The sequence below is a fragment of the Chitinophagaceae bacterium genome, assembly GCA_016699815.1.
Lineage (GTDB): Bacteria > Bacteroidota > Bacteroidia > Chitinophagales > Chitinophagaceae > Ferruginibacter.
The window spans coordinates 745,771-764,426 of sequence record CP065012.1; the positions used below are offsets into that span (position 1 = coordinate 745,771).

General features: G+C 37.4%; 12 protein-coding genes. 6 read left to right on the forward strand and 6 right to left on the reverse strand.

The window, feature by feature from the left end:
• Positions 1 to 16 precede the first annotated feature (16 nt).
• The gene (locus IPO46_03365; GenBank protein QQS63647.1) at positions 17 to 754 is read left to right on the forward strand and encodes a 1-acyl-sn-glycerol-3-phosphate acyltransferase; all 738 of its coding nucleotides are present in this window, start codon (positions 17 to 19) and stop codon (positions 752 to 754) included.
• A 6-nt stretch (positions 755 to 760) separates the two neighbouring features.
• Here the strand turns inward: IPO46_03365 and IPO46_03370 are convergent, their stop codons facing one another.
• Positions 761 to 3,223: an LPS-assembly protein LptD gene (locus tag IPO46_03370; GenBank protein ID QQS63648.1), complete on the reverse strand. Its 2,463-nt coding sequence runs from the start codon at positions 3,221 to 3,223 to the stop codon at positions 761 to 763.
• 335 nt (positions 3,224 to 3,558) lie between these two features.
• On the opposite strand from IPO46_03370, the gene IPO46_03375 reads away from it, so the two are divergent.
• The 4 genes from IPO46_03375 (at position 3,559) to IPO46_03390 (ending at position 8,705) form a co-directional block, all read left to right on the forward strand.
• Complete coding sequence (locus tag IPO46_03375) at positions 3,559 to 4,545, forward strand: N-acetylmuramoyl-L-alanine amidase (GenBank protein QQS63649.1); 987 nt, start codon at positions 3,559 to 3,561, stop codon at positions 4,543 to 4,545.
• Between the two features lie 102 nt (positions 4,546 to 4,647).
• A complete protein-coding gene (locus IPO46_03380; protein ID QQS63650.1) occupies positions 4,648 to 5,679 on the forward strand; it encodes an MCE family protein in 1,032 nt (343 codons plus the stop codon).
• Between the two features lie 122 nt (positions 5,680 to 5,801).
• Positions 5,802 to 7,343 carry a hypothetical protein gene (locus IPO46_03385; protein ID QQS63651.1) on the forward strand — a complete coding sequence of 514 codons (1,542 nt, stop codon included), beginning with the start codon at positions 5,802 to 5,804 and terminating at the stop codon, positions 7,341 to 7,343.
• A gap of 63 nt (positions 7,344 to 7,406) precedes the next feature.
• Positions 7,407 to 8,705 (forward strand): hypothetical protein, encoded by a 1,299-nt coding sequence (locus tag IPO46_03390; GenBank protein QQS63652.1) that lies wholly within the window; start codon positions 7,407 to 7,409, stop codon positions 8,703 to 8,705.
• Positions 8,706 to 8,709: 4 nt separating this feature from the next.
• Here IPO46_03390 and IPO46_03395 read toward each other — a convergent pair whose 3' ends face one another.
• The 3 genes from IPO46_03395 to holA form a co-directional block, all read right to left on the reverse strand.
• A complete protein-coding gene (locus IPO46_03395; protein QQS63653.1) occupies positions 8,710 to 9,747 on the reverse strand; it encodes a rhodanese-related sulfurtransferase in 1,038 nt (345 codons plus the stop codon).
• A gap of 122 nt (positions 9,748 to 9,869) precedes the next feature.
• Positions 9,870 to 12,425 (reverse strand): carboxypeptidase-like regulatory domain-containing protein, encoded by a 2,556-nt coding sequence (locus IPO46_03400; GenBank protein ID QQS63654.1) that lies wholly within the window; start codon positions 12,423 to 12,425, stop codon positions 9,870 to 9,872.
• 49 nt (positions 12,426 to 12,474) lie between these two features.
• On the reverse strand, positions 12,475 to 13,476 hold the full coding sequence (holA, locus tag IPO46_03405; protein ID QQS63655.1) for a DNA polymerase III subunit delta: 1,002 nt from the start codon (positions 13,474 to 13,476) through the stop codon (positions 12,475 to 12,477).
• Positions 13,477 to 13,674: 198 nt separating this feature from the next.
• Between holA and IPO46_03410 the strand changes: the two genes are divergently transcribed.
• A complete protein-coding gene (locus IPO46_03410; GenBank protein ID QQS63656.1) occupies positions 13,675 to 14,673 on the forward strand; it encodes a hypothetical protein in 999 nt (332 codons plus the stop codon).
• A gap of 94 nt (positions 14,674 to 14,767) precedes the next feature.
• Here IPO46_03410 and IPO46_03415 read toward each other — a convergent pair whose 3' ends face one another.
• Together IPO46_03415 and IPO46_03420 are read right to left on the reverse strand one after the other, a co-directional pair.
• The gene (locus IPO46_03415) at positions 14,768 to 18,256 is read right to left on the reverse strand and encodes a hypothetical protein (protein ID QQS63657.1); all 3,489 of its coding nucleotides are present in this window, start codon (positions 18,254 to 18,256) and stop codon (positions 14,768 to 14,770) included.
• A 134-nt stretch (positions 18,257 to 18,390) separates the two neighbouring features.
• Complete coding sequence (locus tag IPO46_03420) at positions 18,391 to 18,654, reverse strand: acyl-CoA-binding protein (protein QQS63658.1); 264 nt, start codon at positions 18,652 to 18,654, stop codon at positions 18,391 to 18,393.
• Between the last annotated feature and the right edge of the window lie 2 nt (positions 18,655 to 18,656).

The window sequence follows — 18,656 nt, forward strand, 5'->3', positions numbered from 1 at the left end:
TAAGCATTATAAAAACATGACTTTATTAAAAAATATTTTTGGCCGTATTTGGGCTATTTGGAGTATGCTTAGCTTCACCCTTACCTTCCTCCTTTTTTTTCCCGTATCAATGATGGCTTATGCATTTAATAACCAATGTAAAGGCCAGGATTATTTTATAGCCGTAGCCCGTGTGTGGATGAAGGTTTGGCTGTTTCTCATAGCTTGTCCTTTGAAAATAAAAGGCTATGAAAATTTTGAAAAAGGCAAAAATTATATTGTTACTTTTAACCACAATGCCTTATTAGATGTACCTCTTTCGGCGCCATTTGTACCTGGGGCAAACAAAACCATTGCAAAAGACTCCTTTTCAAAAGTACCGGTATTTGGCCTGTTTTATAAACGGGGTTCGGTGCTGGTAAACCGAAAAAATGAACAAAGCCGTATAAAAAGTTTTGAAGAAATGAAAAAGGTTTTAGCAGAGGGTATGCACATGTGCATTTACCCCGAAGGAACAAGGAACCGCAGCGCCAAACCTTTAAAAGATTTTTATGATGGTGCTTTTAAACTTTCAGTTGATACACAAAAACCCATTTTACCTTGTATTATTACCGGTACAAAAAAAGCCATGCCCATAAACAAAACATTTTATTTGTTGCCTACAAAATTATCTATGCATTTTTTAACACCTATAGAACCGGGAAATAATGATAAAGCACTAAAACAAAAAGTTTACGATTCTATGCTTACCTCGCTTTTAAAAAAAAGTAAATAAAGTAACTTACAATTCCATAAACGACCTTGTTCTGTTTACTTTAAGGTCCCTCAAAATTGCAGACTTGGGGGAAATATTGATACTAAAATACCTGAACTTTCCAACCGGAGAAATATTAACGGACATTTGCCAGCAATGCATATCCCTGCTAAGGAACATGCTTACCATTCCTATTTCTTTTGCTGAAATATTATATGATCCGTTGGCGCCCAACTTCCATTTAGGAGTAAGGTTCATAGATGCATTTATATTCACATCCTGGCTTAGTGATTTGGAAAAGCTGCCATTAGCATTTAAAAAATTAGAGTACCGCAATGAATATCCAAAGCTGATATCCCATGGGATATTATAATCTACAAATTCGCCGGGATTGTTTCGAATATATTGTGTTTCGGCCTCATAATCATTCATCGCATTTCCAAAATCATCTACTAAATTTACGCCACGCTTTTTGGGTATAGATAAATTGTCTTCGCCTCCCGATTTGTTGTTGCCGCCATTAAAAGAACTTTGTAAAGAAATACCGCCGGATGTCATACGGCCAAGTGAAAAGGGTCTTTTGCCCCAAACGAGCTTATCAATCCTCCTGCCGGTTGCAGGGTCTATTTGATAAGGGTCCATTGATGCACTTGCTGTAATTTGAATTTTTTCAAAAAGGTTGCTTCGTGCCGAAATGCTTAAATTGCTCATTTTAAAAGAATCAATCAATAGGTTATAGCTCCCGGAGATATTAAACCCATCTAACAATACAATTTTTTTAACTGCCCCTGCCGAAGTATCTTTTTTGTTCCTCACCTTCATGGAAATAATATTGTCTATACCAAAATTTATATTACCAGCTTTTCCTTTGCTAAATCCCGGGTAAAGATTATTGGCATACTGGCCATAATATTGCATTCTGCCAGCGGTATCTGACTGTATATACTGGTAATGATTTTTATTGATGTCGGGCTTATAAGAGAACCCTATAGTAGGCCTTATTTCATGCCTTATTGCCTGTACTTTGCTTTTTTTACTAAAGGTAAACATACCGAAAATACGTGTGGTTGCGCCTACTGCAAATGAAATATCCCGTTCTGCAAAAAAACCCTCTTTAAGTGATAATGTATCAACCCTTTTTTTATCGGTATTCCATTTTCTTAATATTTTTTGCTGGTACCATTGCTCCCTGTAACTTACGTTGGGCGTAACTTGTACCGGGCCAAGGGATGGCAATGACAAAGTAATGGGAACGGAATGTATTGCGCCCCATTTAAAATTATCTGCTATCTGTTTCGTTGCTTTTGTTGTAGTGTCCTCATAAAAAAAAGTTTTGCTATTGGCCTGTGTATTTAAACCAATACCTAAATTTTCGTACCATTTATATGGCCCTATTGGCTCTTCTCTCCTAAAGGGGTAAATGGTATTCATGCTAAAATTTACCGAAGGTAAATTGAGGTTTACCAGCCTGGTTAAAGTATTTTGATCATGGTTGGCAGTAATAGAGATATTGTAAGGTTTGTTCTTCCACACTTTTGCATAAGCAATAGATGACGTCATTGTACTTTGGAAATTTTGCACAGGGCTATTGGGTACGCTGGAATTATATTTACTGCTACCAGCATTTACACTTGCACTAAAACTCACACCCGGCCTTGCTTTATTATCTATTCTATGACTCCATCTTATATTAAATGATTTTGCAGCCGGTACATCCAGCACTTTGGTGTTGAGATAATTAAATTCAAAGTTTCCAGCAAAGCGATACAATTTTAAATAACGTGGACGCACAGTAAAGCGGTGGCCTCCGTATGAAAAAATAGAGGCCCTTGTTTCCAAATCCCAGTAATCGCCAAACACATGGTAATAACCCAGGTTTTCAAGGCCTACACCATATTGATTGTTGGTAGTAAAAGTGGGCGCCAGTAAACCTGAATGTCTGCCTGCATTTAACGGGTAGATACCAAAAGGCAAAACTATGGGCACAGGCACTCCTTCAAACTCCGGGTGAACCGGGCCCGAAAAAGCCCATTTTTTATTAATGAATTTTATTTGCTTACTGATAAATGCAAAATGCGGCGTATCTAAATTACAGGTGGTAAACCTGCCCCTAAGTGCATAAAAAACATTTTCATCTACCCGTTTAATTTTTTCGCCGTAAACATATAATTCCCCCTGATGAGTATAAGTTCCCTTGGTGAGCCCTTTGCCTGTTTTCATGTTAAACACAATGGTATCGCTTACCATTTTTGAATCGCCTTGTACAAATGCCGGAAAAGCCACAACATTGCCTACACTGTCTTTTGAAAGCTGTGCTTTTACCAGGCTGGTTTTTTGATCGTAAGCAATTAATGGTGCCGATAAATGCATATCGGTATATTTTACCGAAGATGTTTTGCCATAGAGGAATAATTTTTTTTGAGGAACATCCATCACCATGCTATCATCGGCATGATAAACTACCGGGGCCGTTAATGAATCTTTAGACATTTTAAAATTAAAAGTATCTATAGTTGCAAGGGAAACAGTGTCTGCACTTTTGTTCCTCTTATTTCTAGTGGTAGTATCTTGCTGTAGCAAGCTGGGTTCTTGTTGTAATGAAATAGTTAAACAAGTGTGAAAATAATTTGCACTATTTGCATAAAGTGCAGATGATTGTGTTAATATCAATAAGAATAATAACCCATACAGCCAGGTTAATTTATTTTTTACCTTAACTTTGTAGCAGTAGCGCATAAATTGTAGAGCAGCAAATTTAGCTATTAATACAAAACCTATTGTTAATATTATTGTGATAAACCCAACCCATTAAAATCTGCATGCCGATGTTGAAAGTAAAACCTATTGCACTTTTACATTTTTGTTTTTTTATTTCCTTATTCAGCACCACTGTTTTTTCACAGTTGCCCAAAAAATTAAAAACAATTGTTGTAGATGCCGGCCATGGCGGTGCTCACGACCCTGGCGCAATTGGCCAGTACGAACATTCCTTACGCTCAAAAGAAAAAGATATTACCCTTGCCATTTCAAAAAAATTGGTGGCAGAATTAAAAAAGCAGTTGCCGGATGTAACTATTGTACCTACCCGAACAACTGATATTTACCAAGATCCTAAAGAGAAGGCCAATATTGCCAATGAAGTAAAAGGCGATTTATTCTTATGCATCCACGCCGACTCCGGGCCTTTAAAAAGCGGTAAAAGGCAAATTGGCACACATGAAGTAACACGCCATAAAATTAGCTACAAAGGAAAAGGTAAGAAAAGAAAAAAAATTTCTACAGCATACCAGGTTACGGTACCGGTGTATGAACACTTTAAATTACCGCTTACCCGCTCCGGAACCAGTGTATGGATATTTGCCGCACATAAAACCAGCGACAAATTAAAAGCCATCATGAAAGAAGAGGGTGATTTTGAAATTGAAACCGGCGAAGCAGATTCTACTTATAATAATTTTGATTTTAACACACCCGAAGGAAAAGTAATGGCACAAATGTATGCCAAGCGCTACCAGGAAAAGAGCGATCGAATTGCAACCCTGGTAAATGAAGAAGTGGAAAAAACTAACCGCACTGCCCTGGGTGTAAACCAGCGCCAAAAAGGGATTTGGGTATTGCAGGCAACCAATATGCCCGCTATACTTATTGAAACAGGTTTTATAAACAACCCCGAAGACGAAAGGTATCTCAACAGTGAAAAAGGCCAGCAGGAACTTGCTGAAGTAATTACCAAAGCTGTTGTACGGTACAAAAAAATTATAGAATCACATAAAACAACAACCCCAATACAAACAGCCGCTACTCCCAGATAATTACTTAATTTTGCCGGAATTAAAAAAAAGTAATAAACAAAGCCCAAAGTACGTTTATTAGTTAAGCCGGCCGGCTTAATTGAATTCAAAATATTGTAATAAGTGAAAATTTCAAACGAAACCAAAGTAGGCGTACTTGTGGCTGTTGCCATTGCACTGATGATACTTGGCCTTAACTTTCTTAAAGGCAAAAAACTTTTTAGCAACGCCACCACTTTTTATGGTTTATATCAAAACATACAGGGCCTGCAAAATTCCAACCCGGTTTTAATAAACGGTATGCAAGTAGGTACGGTATATAAAATTTCCCCTGCAAAAGATATGAAAACCATTACTGTGGAAATGAATATCACCAAGGACATTACGATACCTTCCAATTCCGTTGCGTTTATAAAATCTAATCCATTAGGCACATCATCGGTAGAAATTATTTTGGGCAATGCATCAACTTTTCTCAAAAATAAAGATACCATTCCCACTGTTGCACATGCCGGCCTGTTTAGCGAAGTATTAACAAAGGTTGACCCTTTATTACTCGATGTAAGAAAAGCCATTACTACCATTGATACGCTTACCGGTAATGTAAACTCCGTATTGGATCCTTCGGCAAAAAACAATATTGCTTCCATGCTCCACAACCTCAATAAAATATCAGAAGCGCTTTTAACCACTACTGCCTCTTTAAATGTATTGATGAACCACCAAAATGGCGCATTGGCACAAACCTTAAAAAATGCCAACTCAATAACCGGCAACCTTGCCGCTAATAACGAAAAAATAAGCAACATCACTTCTAACCTGGAAAAAACAACCGACAAATTTGCCCAACTGGATATTCAAAAAACCTACCTAACTTTAGATTCGGCTATTAACCATTTTAAAGTTGCCCTAAATCAATTTAACAACCCCAATGGCACTTTTGGTAAACTAATGAATGACCCTACGCTTTACCAAAACCTGGCTTCAACAGGCAATAAGCTCAACCTGCTTTTAGACGATATCAGGCTCCATCCCAAAAGATATATCAACGTATCTGTTTTTGGCAAAAAACAAAAAAACGAGCCACTGCTTATTCCCCTGCCCGATACTTTAAATTCGCCTTATTATATTGAGAAGGCTACCTCAGGTAATTGATTTTTATGATTGTATTAGCTAATATTTATGCATATTGCAGTAATTAATACATGCACTTGAAATTAGCGCTACCCTTCAAAAAATATTTACTTTTATTTCCACTGCTTTTAAGCTGCATATTTTTGTATGCACAAACTGAACCAACTCGTACCATCAATATCGTTAATGGAGAAAGAATGAGGCAGCTACAATTGAGCGATTCCACAACATTAATAACACTTGCCGGCAATGCCATAGTAAAACAAGACAACAGCACTATATCTGCCGATAGTATAGCCGTAAACCAGGCCACTGGTATAGCCGAATGTTTTGGAAATGTACATATCAACGATGCCGACAGTGTACATACCTACGCCCAGTATTTAAAATATATTGGCCAGGAACGCATAGCCTATTTAAAGAAAAAAGTAAAACTTACCGATGGAAAAGGTACTTTACTTACCGATGATATGGTTTATAATATTGCCAGCGGCGTAGGCAGCTATGCCAATGGTGGCAAAGTGGTAAACGGCAATACCATACTTACGAGTACCGATGCCACTTATTTTACCGATACCAAAGATGTGTTCTTCAAAAAATTTGTTCACCTTACCGATCCACAAAACGATATAAAAGCAGACAGCCTGCGTTACAATACCCTTAGAAAAGAAGCTTATTTTATTGCGCCTACCCGAATTGTAAATAAAAATGGTACGGTAATTAATACCAAAAACGGAATATATAATTTAGAAACTGGACAGGCAGAATTTTTTGACCGTACATCTATGGCAGACAGTACATTTTCCGTAACCGGCGGCAGAATTGCATACGATGAAAAAAGCGGGATATTACAAGTACAGGATAAAGGTAAAATTGTAGATAGTGTGAATAATATAATAATGCTGGGCGACGAACTTTACCTGAATAAAAAAGAAAATACCTTTTTAGGAACCCGTAAACCGGTAATGATAATTTACCGGGACAATGACAGTACCTATATTACTGCCGATACTTTATTTTCCGGAGTAAGAAAATACGATTCTACGTCAAAAAATACTGTTGTAAAAAGAGATACGGTAAACAATACTATTGCCATTAATACATCGCAAAAGCAGGATACCATAAGGTATTTTTTGGCCTTTCACCATGTAAAAATATACAATGACTCACTTCAGGCAGCCAGCGACAGCCTGTATTACGGCACCGAAGACTCGGTTTTTCGCATGTATCAAAACCCGGTATGCTGGAATGGAAATAACCAGGTGAGCGGCGATACTATGTACCTGTTTACCAAAAATCAAAAGCCGGAACAGTTATATGTATTTTACAACAGTATGGTAATTGCCAGGGAAAACGAGCAGATGTACAATCAAATTACAGGGCGTACCCTTAATGCTTATTTTATTAACGGCAATATAGATTATGTGAGGGTAAAAGGATCGCCAGCCGAAAGTATATATTTTCCCATAGATGACGACAGCGCTTATGTGGGCATGAACCGAAGTTCCGGCGATGTAATAGATATTTATTTTATTAACAAAGAGTTGAATAAAATAAAATTCATCAATGCCGTAGATGGAACTTTATATCCTTTAAAACAAATTCCGCCAGATTCCAAATATTTAAAAGGGTTTCATTGGCAAGATTCCAGGAGGCCTAAAAATAAATTGGATATTTTTGAATAATAAAACAAACGAATGCCTATAAAGCCATTCATCATATTATGCACTTTACTTTATTTTCCGTTTTTGCTTATAGCACAAGCCGATAAGTACCAGGGCACATGGCAGGCCATAGGCATTTTAAGCGGCGATTCCAGCAACAGCTATTCTATAACCCTTCAAATAGCTGCTGGCGAAAAAAAACAACTCTATCCGGCACAGCTTAAAATTAATTTAAAGGAATTTTCTGCTACCTATGAATTATTGCTGGTGAAAAAAAACAACGGTGAGCTGGCAATTGGCCGTAATAAAATACCCGTAGAAGAAAAACCCTTTAGCGCCGGGTCGTGGACCGTTTATTTAAATGGAACCCTTGCATTGAAAAAAAATAACAAGGGAGAACCTTATTTAATGGTAAACAGGATAGCTGCAAAAAAATATGGCGTTACCATGCCGGGCATTATGACTTTTATTGAAGAGCAAAGAAGCACTGCTTTGCAGTTACGGGAAATTTTAAAAGATGAAAATTTTATTTTACAAAAATTAAATAACAATGCCTGGGAAAGCCCCACTATTGAGAGAATTTTGAACCCTTCCACTTCATCATTTTATTATGGGCTTATTGATACCTTTCATGTAAATTCAGATTTTGGTTATATTTCTCTGGCAGATAACAAACGGGCCGATGAAGATTCTGTAAGCGTAGTATTAAACGGTAAATCTGTATTTGATAATGTTGACTTAAGCCAGTTTAAACCCGATGATGATATACGCCTCGATACCGGTATGAACCTGCTGGTTTTTTTTGCAGACAATTTTGGAAAAACTCCACCCAATACCGGAAAGCTGGAAGTGAATTTTGGAACGATAAACCGCTCTTTGGATTTTACGGATAAAGCCGATATTTCGGCAACCTTTATTGTGGCAAAAATTTATTATTATCCTGAGGAATCCAGCAAGCCCTCCATACCAGATTTTCCGGGAAACATCCGAATCAACACGTCGCAAGCCGGGCAAAAACAAATTACCGACAGGGCTTTACAAAGAAACACCAAACTACTCGACAGTTTTAAAATTACATCTGCAGAAATTACCCTGGCCCTTTGGGATGATGCCGTAGAAGATGGAGATACCATTTCTTTAAGCCTGAATGAACAATGGATTGTACAAGGTTTTGCGGTTAAGAAAAAACCCCAGTTTCTCACCGTTACATTACAGCCCGGCAATAATGATATTATTTTTGTTGCAGATAATTTAGGGCTTATTCCACCCAATACATCAATTTTGGAAATTATTGATGGCAAATACCGCAAGGCCTATGATATAAGCACCAATTACGGGTTAAATAACATGATTAAAATACAGTACGATTATAAAGGGCCTTAATACATTATCTTTTATTTAGTTTGGGCCGCAACCTTTGCCGGGATTTATTAAAAACCATCCTCCCTTTAACTATTCCTTTTCTCAATTGCTTTTGTTCTTCCTCAGGTAACTGATAAACCGCCTTACACTCATTGCTGCAACAGCCCGTATAATTTTCATTGCATATACTGCATTGTATAAACAATAAGTGGCAGGCTTCATTAAGGCAGTTTACATGCGTATCTGCAGGCATGCCGCATTGGTGGCATTGAGCAATTATTTCATCGGATATGCGCTCCCCCATCCTGTTGTCGAATACAAAATTTTTTCCTTTAAATTTATTGGGAAGATTTTTTTCTTTGGCGCTGTTGCTATAATGTATAATGCCGCCTTCAAGATGAAATACATTTTTAAAACCATGATGCAGCATATAGGCGCTGGCTTTTTCACAACGGATACCACCGGTACAATACATAATGATATTGCTGTCTTTTTTATCGGCCAGCATTTGGGCAGCCATAGGTAATTGCTCCCTAAAAGTATCGCTGGGCACTTCAATGGCATTGGCAAAATGCCCTACTTCATATTCATAATGATTTCGCATATCCACAACAATTGTTTTTACATCGGAAGTTAACTGGTTAAACTCTTCTGCGTTTACATATTTGCCTTTTTTACGCATATCAAACAAAGGGTCTTCAATACCATCGGCCACAATTTTATTTCTCACTTTTACCTTCAGCACCCAAAAAGATTTTCCGTCATCATCTACGGCAATGTTCAGCCTCAAATCTTTTAAAGGCCCAATACTGTATAAGTAATTTTTAAACCCTTCTAAATTCGATTGGGGGAAACTCACCTGGGCATTAATACCCTCATGGGCAATGTATATACGGCCAAATACATTTAATGCAGCCAATGCTTTATACATATCATCCCTGAACTGCTGTGTATCTTCAATAAAAAAATACTGGTAAAATGAAACGGTAACCCGCTTTTCAGTTTCCTCGTATAAACGTTTTTTTAACTCATCCTGGTTTACACGGTTGTGCAAAACTGCCATAACAGTAAAATTTGTAAAAAATCAAAAAATGATTGGATGCTTGCAGGGCAAACCAAATTTTAACCCTGCAAAGGTACTTTATTTAGGGGGATTTATTAAATCATCAGCGTTGCAATAATCAATTAAAAGCCACCTTCAAGTACAGGTTTATTTTGCGAACGTTGCATTTTTCCACCTAAAAGGCCACCCATTCCTATACGCATCACCAGCTCCGGCTTATACGTTTCCCTAAAAGCCCACACACAATCTACCCTGAAAATTTTGAGGATATTTTCAAGGCCAACAAACATTTCCCCATATTTATTTTGCCGGGTAAGCAACCCATTTCCACCTGCGGTTAAATTCCAGTTCAGTCTTTTAAACAAAGGTATTTTGTTGGTGAGCATGCCATTAAAATGATGTTCAATATGCGCCAGTGAATACAATGGCGATACGGTACTTTGGCTATAATATCCGGCTACCTGAAAGCTGTTTACGTATTCTCCTGCAAGCACCCCAATATTACCGTTAAAATGCTGATAATCCTGAACATTTACGGCTTTGCTATTAATAAACCAGCCAAGCGAAACTTTATATTTCATAAGCCCGCCCAGTTTAAAATTCATATCATCGTTAATGCTGAAAAGCCATTTATCGAAATGTACATCGCTGCCAAAAATATGATTGATGCCTTTTGCATATGCAATGGTGAAAGTGGGATATTTTGAACTTACCGGAATTTTATTATAAGGGAACTGAATATATTTTTGCCCCGGTTTAAAACTGAGCATTGCCGAAACCACAAAAGCCTGGTGCGGTTGAAACTGGCCTGCCATTATTTCATCAGGGTAATTTGGCGTAATGTGGATGCTGTCTTTTTTTCGAAGGGTAAAATGGGTACTGTTGTTGAGCGGTATGCGGTTTTCGTAAAGCGTATTTACATAAAACTGCAAACCCGACTCCAAAGTTTTTTTATAATGGATATTGGCAAACCAGTTTTCGTAGGTTTTCATATAACTGGTGCCCCAAAGTAAAGAAGACACACTGTTTACCAAAGGATCTATAGCGCTTTGCTTGTAAAATTCACTCACCCTTTTTCCGCCGCTAATGGTTATGGAACGTTTGGTGGTTTGCATTTGCGAAATGGCATTCCTGTTTTTATCTATAACTACAGAAGCCCAGGCATTAAAATGCCCATTGCTGAAACCATAGCGCAAATAGGGCAGCAGGGTAATTTTATTTTTACGCCTTTTTAAATACCTGCTATACCGGGCAGAAAAATTGAGCACAATGCCTTCGGCAAAATTATATTCCATTTTTGGCAAAACCGGCTCTATGCCCCATTCATAATATTTTTTATGCCCGTAATGTGTGCGGCTGTAACCGTTTAAAAGCCCGCTGAAAAGTGAAAACTTAGGTTGCTTTCTATTTAAAGAATCAAAACTAAATTTCCTGTACAGTGAATCTTTTGATGCATCATAAACACTGTCTTTTACTTTATAATCTTTCAATTCTTCATATTCCAAAGGCACTGGCCTTATGCTATCCCAATATTGGCGGCTGCGTTTATTCACAGCCGTATCGTATTTAATAATCACTTTGTCAAAATATTTTTTATCAAATGCCGGGTTGATTTCATAATTGGAATAAACATTTACAAAATTGCCCGATGCCGCCACAGCAAATTGCTTAAACCTAAAATGCAGCAATTGGTTTTTTACCCGCCACACATTGTTGCCCACAGGCACATGCTGTTGCACAATTTGTAATGTATCCAGCAACTCCAGTTGTGCGGTTTTGGTAAGTGTAAGGTCCAGGCTATGGATGCGCCAGCTATCTTCTATAATATTAATTACGCCGTAAAACAAAGGTTCGTAGCTGCGCCTGGGCCATACCCGTATGGTATTTATCAATCTGCCATCTTCTACAAAAGAACCCATAAATTTATACCGGTAAAAATTTAAAGCCCCATCAGCAATAGGCGATACAAACCCACGTGGATTTATCTGGCCGCTAAATACATTGATATTGTTGCTGTAAAAACTAATAAAGGCCGGAAACGTAAATCCAAAACTGCCGCTACCGCTTACCCTGCTGCTGGTAACATTCATTTTAAATTTATTGGGCCTTTGCACATCAACTTTTGCCACCGATTCCGAAAGATAAATAATTCCCTGCCCGGAAGAATCGAGTTGCATTTGCTGCCTGTCTTCTTTGGGTACTTTAAATCCCATAATTCTATCGGGCAGGTGGAGCAGCTTTACCATATCTTTTTCGTACAAATTGCAGGAAAAGCCTTTTACGTCGTTTTGATAAAACTTTCTTTTTTTAATAGCGTTGCGAATTATTTCATAAGCGGGGTCTTCTCCTCCGCTTTTTACCACAACTTCATCTAAAATAAGTTTTTGCAATTTTAAAATAAAACTAAATTCTACATTTTCGTTGGCCTTAAGTTCAACCGTTTTTTCGGTTGCCGTATATCCTATGCGCTGGCAAATAAGGGTATATTTTCCAGGGGAAAGCTTAAAGGAAAACTTTGCATTTTCATTTGCGCTGGCGCCCATTGTGCTGTTCTTAATGGTAATGGAGGAATAAGGGAGCAAATCGCCTACTTCGTTATAAACCGTACCAAAAATTTTTTGAGAAAAAACAAACGTTGATGGGAAAATAAAAAATAAAATCCCCAACACAAACTTCATATTATTTGCCAAGTTAATTACCGGTTTTAGTTTTACTTATAAATGTAGGTTACTCTATTATTTTTACCATCATTTCTTTTAAAAGCGTGGCCCCATCATTGCCTGTATCGCCTATACCAAGGCTCTTTAGGTTATATAAGTGCAGCAACAGTATAAGTTTTTCCATGCCTGGTAAACCATAATTTTTCATCATAGCTTTTGCCTGGGTCAACGCATCGGGATTATAATAAAATAAAGGTTTAAGTGCGTTGTCACTTTTATCCGTTAACCCGTATACCGAAATTATCCTGCTAAAATTGCTGTATAATGCCGGAAAAATTCTTTGAATAGGATTAGCTTTTGGGTTGCTTTCAAAATAATTAATAATTTGAATGGCTTTTGCAAGGTTTCGGTAGGCAATAGCGGCCTGAAGTTCAAAAACATTATACTCTTTACTAATGCCGATATAGGTTTCTATATCATCTTCTGTAATTTCTTTACGGTTTCCTTTAAGGTTAATTTGGAGTTTGCCCACTTCATTGGCCAGCCTGCTAAGGTCGTTGCCAATATGCTCTTCTAAAAGCGCCGCAGCATTGGGTTTTATAGATAATCCTTTGGAAGCAATGTAATCTGTAATCCAATCTACCACTTTATTGTCTCTTATTTTAGCAGCGTTAAAATAAACGGTATTTGATTGAAGCAGCTTATAAAATTTAGTGCGCTTATCGGTATTGCTACCTTTTAATGCAATTACCAGCAGGGTGCTTGTAAGCGGAGCCGCAATATATGCTTCCAGCTTATCAATATCTTTCATTTGCTGGGCTTCTTTGAGTATCACCACCTGTCGTTCTGCAAACATGGGATACCTGCGACAACTATTAATAACCGAAGCCCAATCTGCATCTCTGCCGTAAAAAACCGTAAGATTAAAGGAAGCTTCCTGTTCGGGCAAAATATGGTGTTCCGCATAAGCAGTAATTTCATCTATATAAAAATCTTCATCTCCTTCCAGCCAATATACCGCACTAAAGCTTTTTTTCTTCCAGCTGCTGATAATTTTTTCTACACTCATATTATTATAATATGCTGTTTACCTGTAATTTAAACCAGTATTAACGAGCTATTTCATTTTAAAAATAGAATTTGGCATAGTTTTGGAAAAAATATTAAAATGTTTCAATATCCCAGGCAAATGTACCGCATAATTGAGCAGGTATTAAATACTGGAATGATAAATTAACAACAATTATTAAACTGAAAAATTATTATTATGGCTTTTGAAAATTTTCCCGAAACAGAAAAGCAACCTTCTGAGGTTTCCCCTCCGCCTTCTGGCCGCAATACAGGTAGAACGGTTTTAACCGCTGTATTAGTTGCAGCTTTGTTAGGTACCTGGGGTTATATTATATATGATAAAAATAAAACCAAGGAAACGCTTGATCAAAAAGAGAATGTTATTGCAACTACAAGTGTTCAGCGTGATGAATTACAAAAAGAACTGGAAGATGCGGCTATGCGTTATGATATGCTAAAAACATCTAATTCGAAAAAGGACAGTGTAATAACGGCAAAAGACAAAGAAATTGAAGAAAAGAAAATCCGCATTCAAACCATCATTACTAAATCAAACGCCACACAATCAGAATTAGCAGAAGCAAGAAAGCTTATTGCCTCTTTAAATACCGATATAGAAGGCTACAAGCAACAGGTAGAAGTATTACAGGGCGAAAAAATACAATTAACCCAGGAAAAAGAATTTGTAACCAAGCAAAGAGACAGGGCAAGAAAGGACCTGGATTCTGCGGAAACGGTAATCAAAACAAAAGACGACCTCATTGATGTAGGTTCTACTTTACATGTATCTAATTTTAATATTGTGGGTGTAAATGAAAAAGGAAGCAGCAAAGAAAAGCCCACTACAAAAGCAAAAAAGGTAGATAAGCTCCGTATTACTTTTGATTTGGATGAAAACAGGATCACCTCTTCGGGCACTAAAGAATTGTATGTGATAATAACCAGCCCCGATGGCAGCCCCATATCTGTAGAGGCATTAGGCTCCGGTACTTTTGTAACCCGTGAAGGAGAATCGAAACCCTATACAAAAAAAATAAATGTAGAATATATTAAGAGCCAGAAAAAGACCGTTAGTTTCGATTGGAAACAAAATAACAATTTCCAAACGGGCAATTACAAAATTGAAGTATTTAACAATGGCTTTAAAGTTGGCGAAGCCTACAGGCCACTAAAAAAAGGCGGGCTTTTTAGCTAAGCTTAAAATCGAATATCTATCCAAAGACGTACAGTTGCAACCACAACATTTAATTGCCCCGTATTCCGGGGTAATTTTATTTTGAACCCAAAATTTAAAATAAAGCCCTTACGGACGCATTTGCAGTATGAATAATTCGGGTATTGCCTGGTTTTCGGCCCTGGTACCTTATGCTAAGCTCAATAGAACTACCAATTCTACGGGTATATTCAGCATTCCATAAAAAGTTTTTGCCGGGGAGCAAGCCATCCAGCATCATATAACCCGTAGTAGTATTTTGCGCTCCTGGATATGCATTAAAATTTATTTGGTTAAAAGTAAAATTTACATTGAAACTGCTTCCGGAAAGGATATTATATTTTATACCGCCGGAAAGTGAATGGTTGGTAGCCTTCTCCATTGAATCAATGGTATTTTGCTTGTGTGTAAAACTATATTCAAAGCTTGCCCTGAAATTGGATTTATATACATAACTAAAATTGGGGCCAATGCTATACTGATTGATATGAAAATTGCGATTAGTAAAACTTATTGCACTGCTGTTTAAAACATTTTTGGTTTCTTTAATGGCAAGGCTGCTTATAAAACTCCTTCCCAGGTTCACCCTTAATTTACCAATGATATTTCTCAGCGCCCGGCTTTCGTATCCATAGGCCAGTAGCGATTTACCTGAAGATTTACTATACGTAAATTCCAAACCCCATTTTGTACTGCTACGGTTGTAAAACCAGGTATTACTAAAAAAAGAACTTAAGGTTATTAAACTGGTATCGGCAAGTTCTTTACTAAAAGGATTAAACAAAAAATTACCGTTATATAAATCTTTCTTATTGATCTGTAATACCGATGCCGTATTACTCCTGGTAATAATTTTACGCAACAAACCCCTTCCGGGTTTAAGTATCATTTTCGGTTCCAGGTTAATACCGTAATTAAATTGTATGTAGTTGGCTTTTACATATTCGTTACCCGGCGTAAAAACCCTGATGTATTTTTTTTGGTCGGGAAAAAGGGCTTCTTCAAATTCGTTGAGTTCCGGTATACCGTTATTATTATAGTCTATCCAGGTAAATTGGCCCTGCCCAGCAGGTACCTCTATATAACTGTATTCTCTTTTCTGCTCCTGCCCACTCCCGGTTTCGTATAGAAAAAAGCCGTTTAAAAACCCTTTAAATTCATTAAACTCATATTCTGCCCGGCCCAAAATACTATTGTCTGACTTGAGGTTTGTAAAGCCAGCATAAGTAACTTTTAAAACCCTGTAATTGAAGCTAAGCCTTAGTTTGCGATTTTCGTTTTTTAAAAACTCGGAAGCAATTTTAAAATTATCGCTATGGTTGGCGTTTAGTAATTTATTGCCAACGGGAAGTTTATCGTTTCTTTTAATATAGGAAAATGCCCATTTATTTTGCAATGCCTGGTTGCTGCGTAAATATAATTCGTAAATATTAAACCCAAAACTTAAAGTATTGAGTGTGTCCCATTGTTTGTTTAAATTCTGGTTAAACTCGCCATTATATTTTAAACCGGTTTCCCAATTTCCCATTTTTTTTAGTTGCCTGCTTAGCTCCAATCCCGGCCTAAAAAAATTTCCTTTAATTAATAAAGTATTAAACAAAGTATAACTGCTATTGCTGCTAAACTTCCAGCCTTTAATGGCTATTTGATGTACCAAATATTGCCTCCATCCTTTATAGCCATCGCTGCGGATATAGTTTACTATGCCAATTTGAAATTGATTACCTGCAGAATCGGAAATTGAGGCACTGGCATCTATAATTTTTTCATCGGTAAGTGCTGCGTCAAAGGCCAATGCCCAATCCCTTAAAAATTCTATATTACGCAGGCGTTCCAGCGGTTTAAATTTTTGCTGCACAAATTCATAACCTAAGTTGCTGTTAAGTTTCCAGGTTTTGTTTAAAATGTGAATACCCGTATTTTGTGCTGTTAATGAAAATTTTCCACCCAGGCCATTATCGTTGCTTTTATCTTTTGAAGAAAAAGTATTTACATCATAGTTGCTCATGGCCAGTTCGGATTTTAGCTTAAAAGTTTTGGACAATGCATAGCTGAACCCTGCGGAGAAAATTTGCTGCTTTTTGGGAGTAACCAATAAACTTACCGGCTCCCAGTCGCCCATTTTGTTATTGGCTGCATCGGGCTGCACCCATTCAAATACTTTACCGTTTGTAGCATTGAGCAGTTGCCGGTAATTGCCTTTACCGGGCCCCAAATAGGTGAACCCAAGTGAATACAGCAGGTCGGCGGCATTATTGGATTGTACAAATATAGAGTCGTGCAAAGTGCCATTATAAAGTGTATCAATTTTTTTATATAAAATTTTGCCCGTACCCAATGTATCCCTAAAAGCTGCCTGGTAATAAGCAAGGTTAATGCTATCACCAATGCCGGCTAAAAATTGTTTTTGTGATGCATCAAGGGTTTGGTCAATGGCTGAATTTTTTGCATCGGTATTTGCATAAGCGCCCAAATAAATATCCAGTTTTTTAGAAAACCGGATTTCATCATTTACATAAAACTGAGAATTCAGGAAATTCCTGTCGGCATATTCAAACTCTGCCTGTATCCTCCTGTCTTTGGTTACCAGTCGTTTTGGGGTAAAGGTTAATTCTGCGGTATTGTAGTTAATTACATAGTCCTGGTCTTCTCCACGCTGTAACAATTCGCCATCCATGTAAACCCTTTCTGTTCCTGCAAGTATTACAAAATACAGTTCGTTGTTGGCGCCATAAAGCCTGTACGGGCCCTGGTTTCCTTCCAGAGGCACCAGTATATTTTTAGTAAATTTTCCTTTGGCAATTGCTCCGCTAAATAACAATGAATTATTAATATTTTTACCTATTTTATTATCGGTAATAAACGAAGCGCCCTGCAAACGTTTATAAAATTTTATAAAGTAGTTTTGACTTTCCCTTATTTCAATATCGCCAAAATTTACCTGCCATTTCTTTTTCTTTACCTGTAAAAAAACCCTGTCAAAATCCCTAAGCTCCTGGGTATTACCATCCGGCTGAATGGGAAGGTTGTTATCGGTTACGGCTGCAGTAATTTCCAGGCTGTCGCCAATATAGCCATTGAGTTGAAGGTTCATGCTGCTGTTTACCACGGCATCCTGGCTATTACCAAAAGAAATTGCACGGCCAAAACTTCCTTCGGTTTTCAATCCGCCAAAATCAAATAAAGGGTTTACGGGGTTTTGTGCATTGCGGATGGTAACCGGGTTTTCGGCAGTAAATTTAAACCGTATACTATCGTAATGTAAGTGCCTTGCAACGGCATTGAGTTTTATAGAAAAAACCCGGTAACGCACAAGCACCGAATCTAGAGCAGGCATTTGCAACCAGTTTAAGGTAGCATTAATTTCATCCAAAGCATAGGAATTTTTAGGTACTCCTTCGGCAATAAAAGTGCCTGGAACCAGGCTAAGTGTATCGATTACAATTGGAGCCGCAGAGTTGCCAATCCATTTTTTACGCAAATTAGATAATGGATTTTGCTGTGCACAGGCCACCGACCAGGTAAGCAGGAAAAATAGAGCCAGGTATATGTTTCTTAAATTCAATGGGAGTTAATACCTGCTAAAATTAGCATTTATCCCTGTTTTACGATAATATGATGGATATTATTGTGCTGTAAAAGCCAGGCAAAAAATAAATTCTGTGGCAAAAGATGTTAAAAGAGTAATAAGAACGGCTATTATCCCTGCAATTTTTCCACCAGGTAGATATAATCGTTCATTGCATTTTCTTTAGCTGTGCCTTTTAAAGATACCCAGGCTTCGTATTTGGCTTTAGCAACAAAATCAAAAGGGTTAGATGGCGCTTCGGTGCTTACATCGCCTTCGGTAGCTTGCTTATAATATGAATATAATTTTAATAAGGTTTCGTTGCTGGGTTTTTGCGAAAGTGATTTGCTATTAATTACAGCTTCTTCAAATTGTTCCTTTAAAGTATTTACCATTG

Coding starts and splice junctions, on each gene's coding strand:
- IPO46_03420 (QQS63658.1), bottom strand. CDS start 18,654: ATGGTAAATACTTTAAAGGAACAATTTGAAGAAGCTGTAATTAATAGC.
- IPO46_03410 (QQS63656.1), top strand. CDS start 13,675: ATGGCTTTTGAAAATTTTCCCGAAACAGAAAAGCAACCTTCTGAGGTT.
- IPO46_03395 (QQS63653.1), bottom strand. CDS start 9,747: ATGGCAGTTTTGCACAACCGTGTAAACCAGGATGAGTTAAAAAAACGT.
- IPO46_03365 (QQS63647.1), top strand. CDS start 17: ATGACTTTATTAAAAAATATTTTTGGCCGTATTTGGGCTATTTGGAGT.
- holA (QQS63655.1), bottom strand. CDS start 13,476: ATGAGTGTAGAAAAAATTATCAGCAGCTGGAAGAAAAAAAGCTTTAGT.
- IPO46_03400 (QQS63654.1), bottom strand. CDS start 12,425: ATGAAGTTTGTGTTGGGGATTTTATTTTTTATTTTCCCATCAACGTTT.
- IPO46_03375 (QQS63649.1), top strand. CDS start 3,559: ATGTTGAAAGTAAAACCTATTGCACTTTTACATTTTTGTTTTTTTATT.
- IPO46_03370 (QQS63648.1), bottom strand. CDS start 3,223: ATGTCTAAAGATTCATTAACGGCCCCGGTAGTTTATCATGCCGATGAT.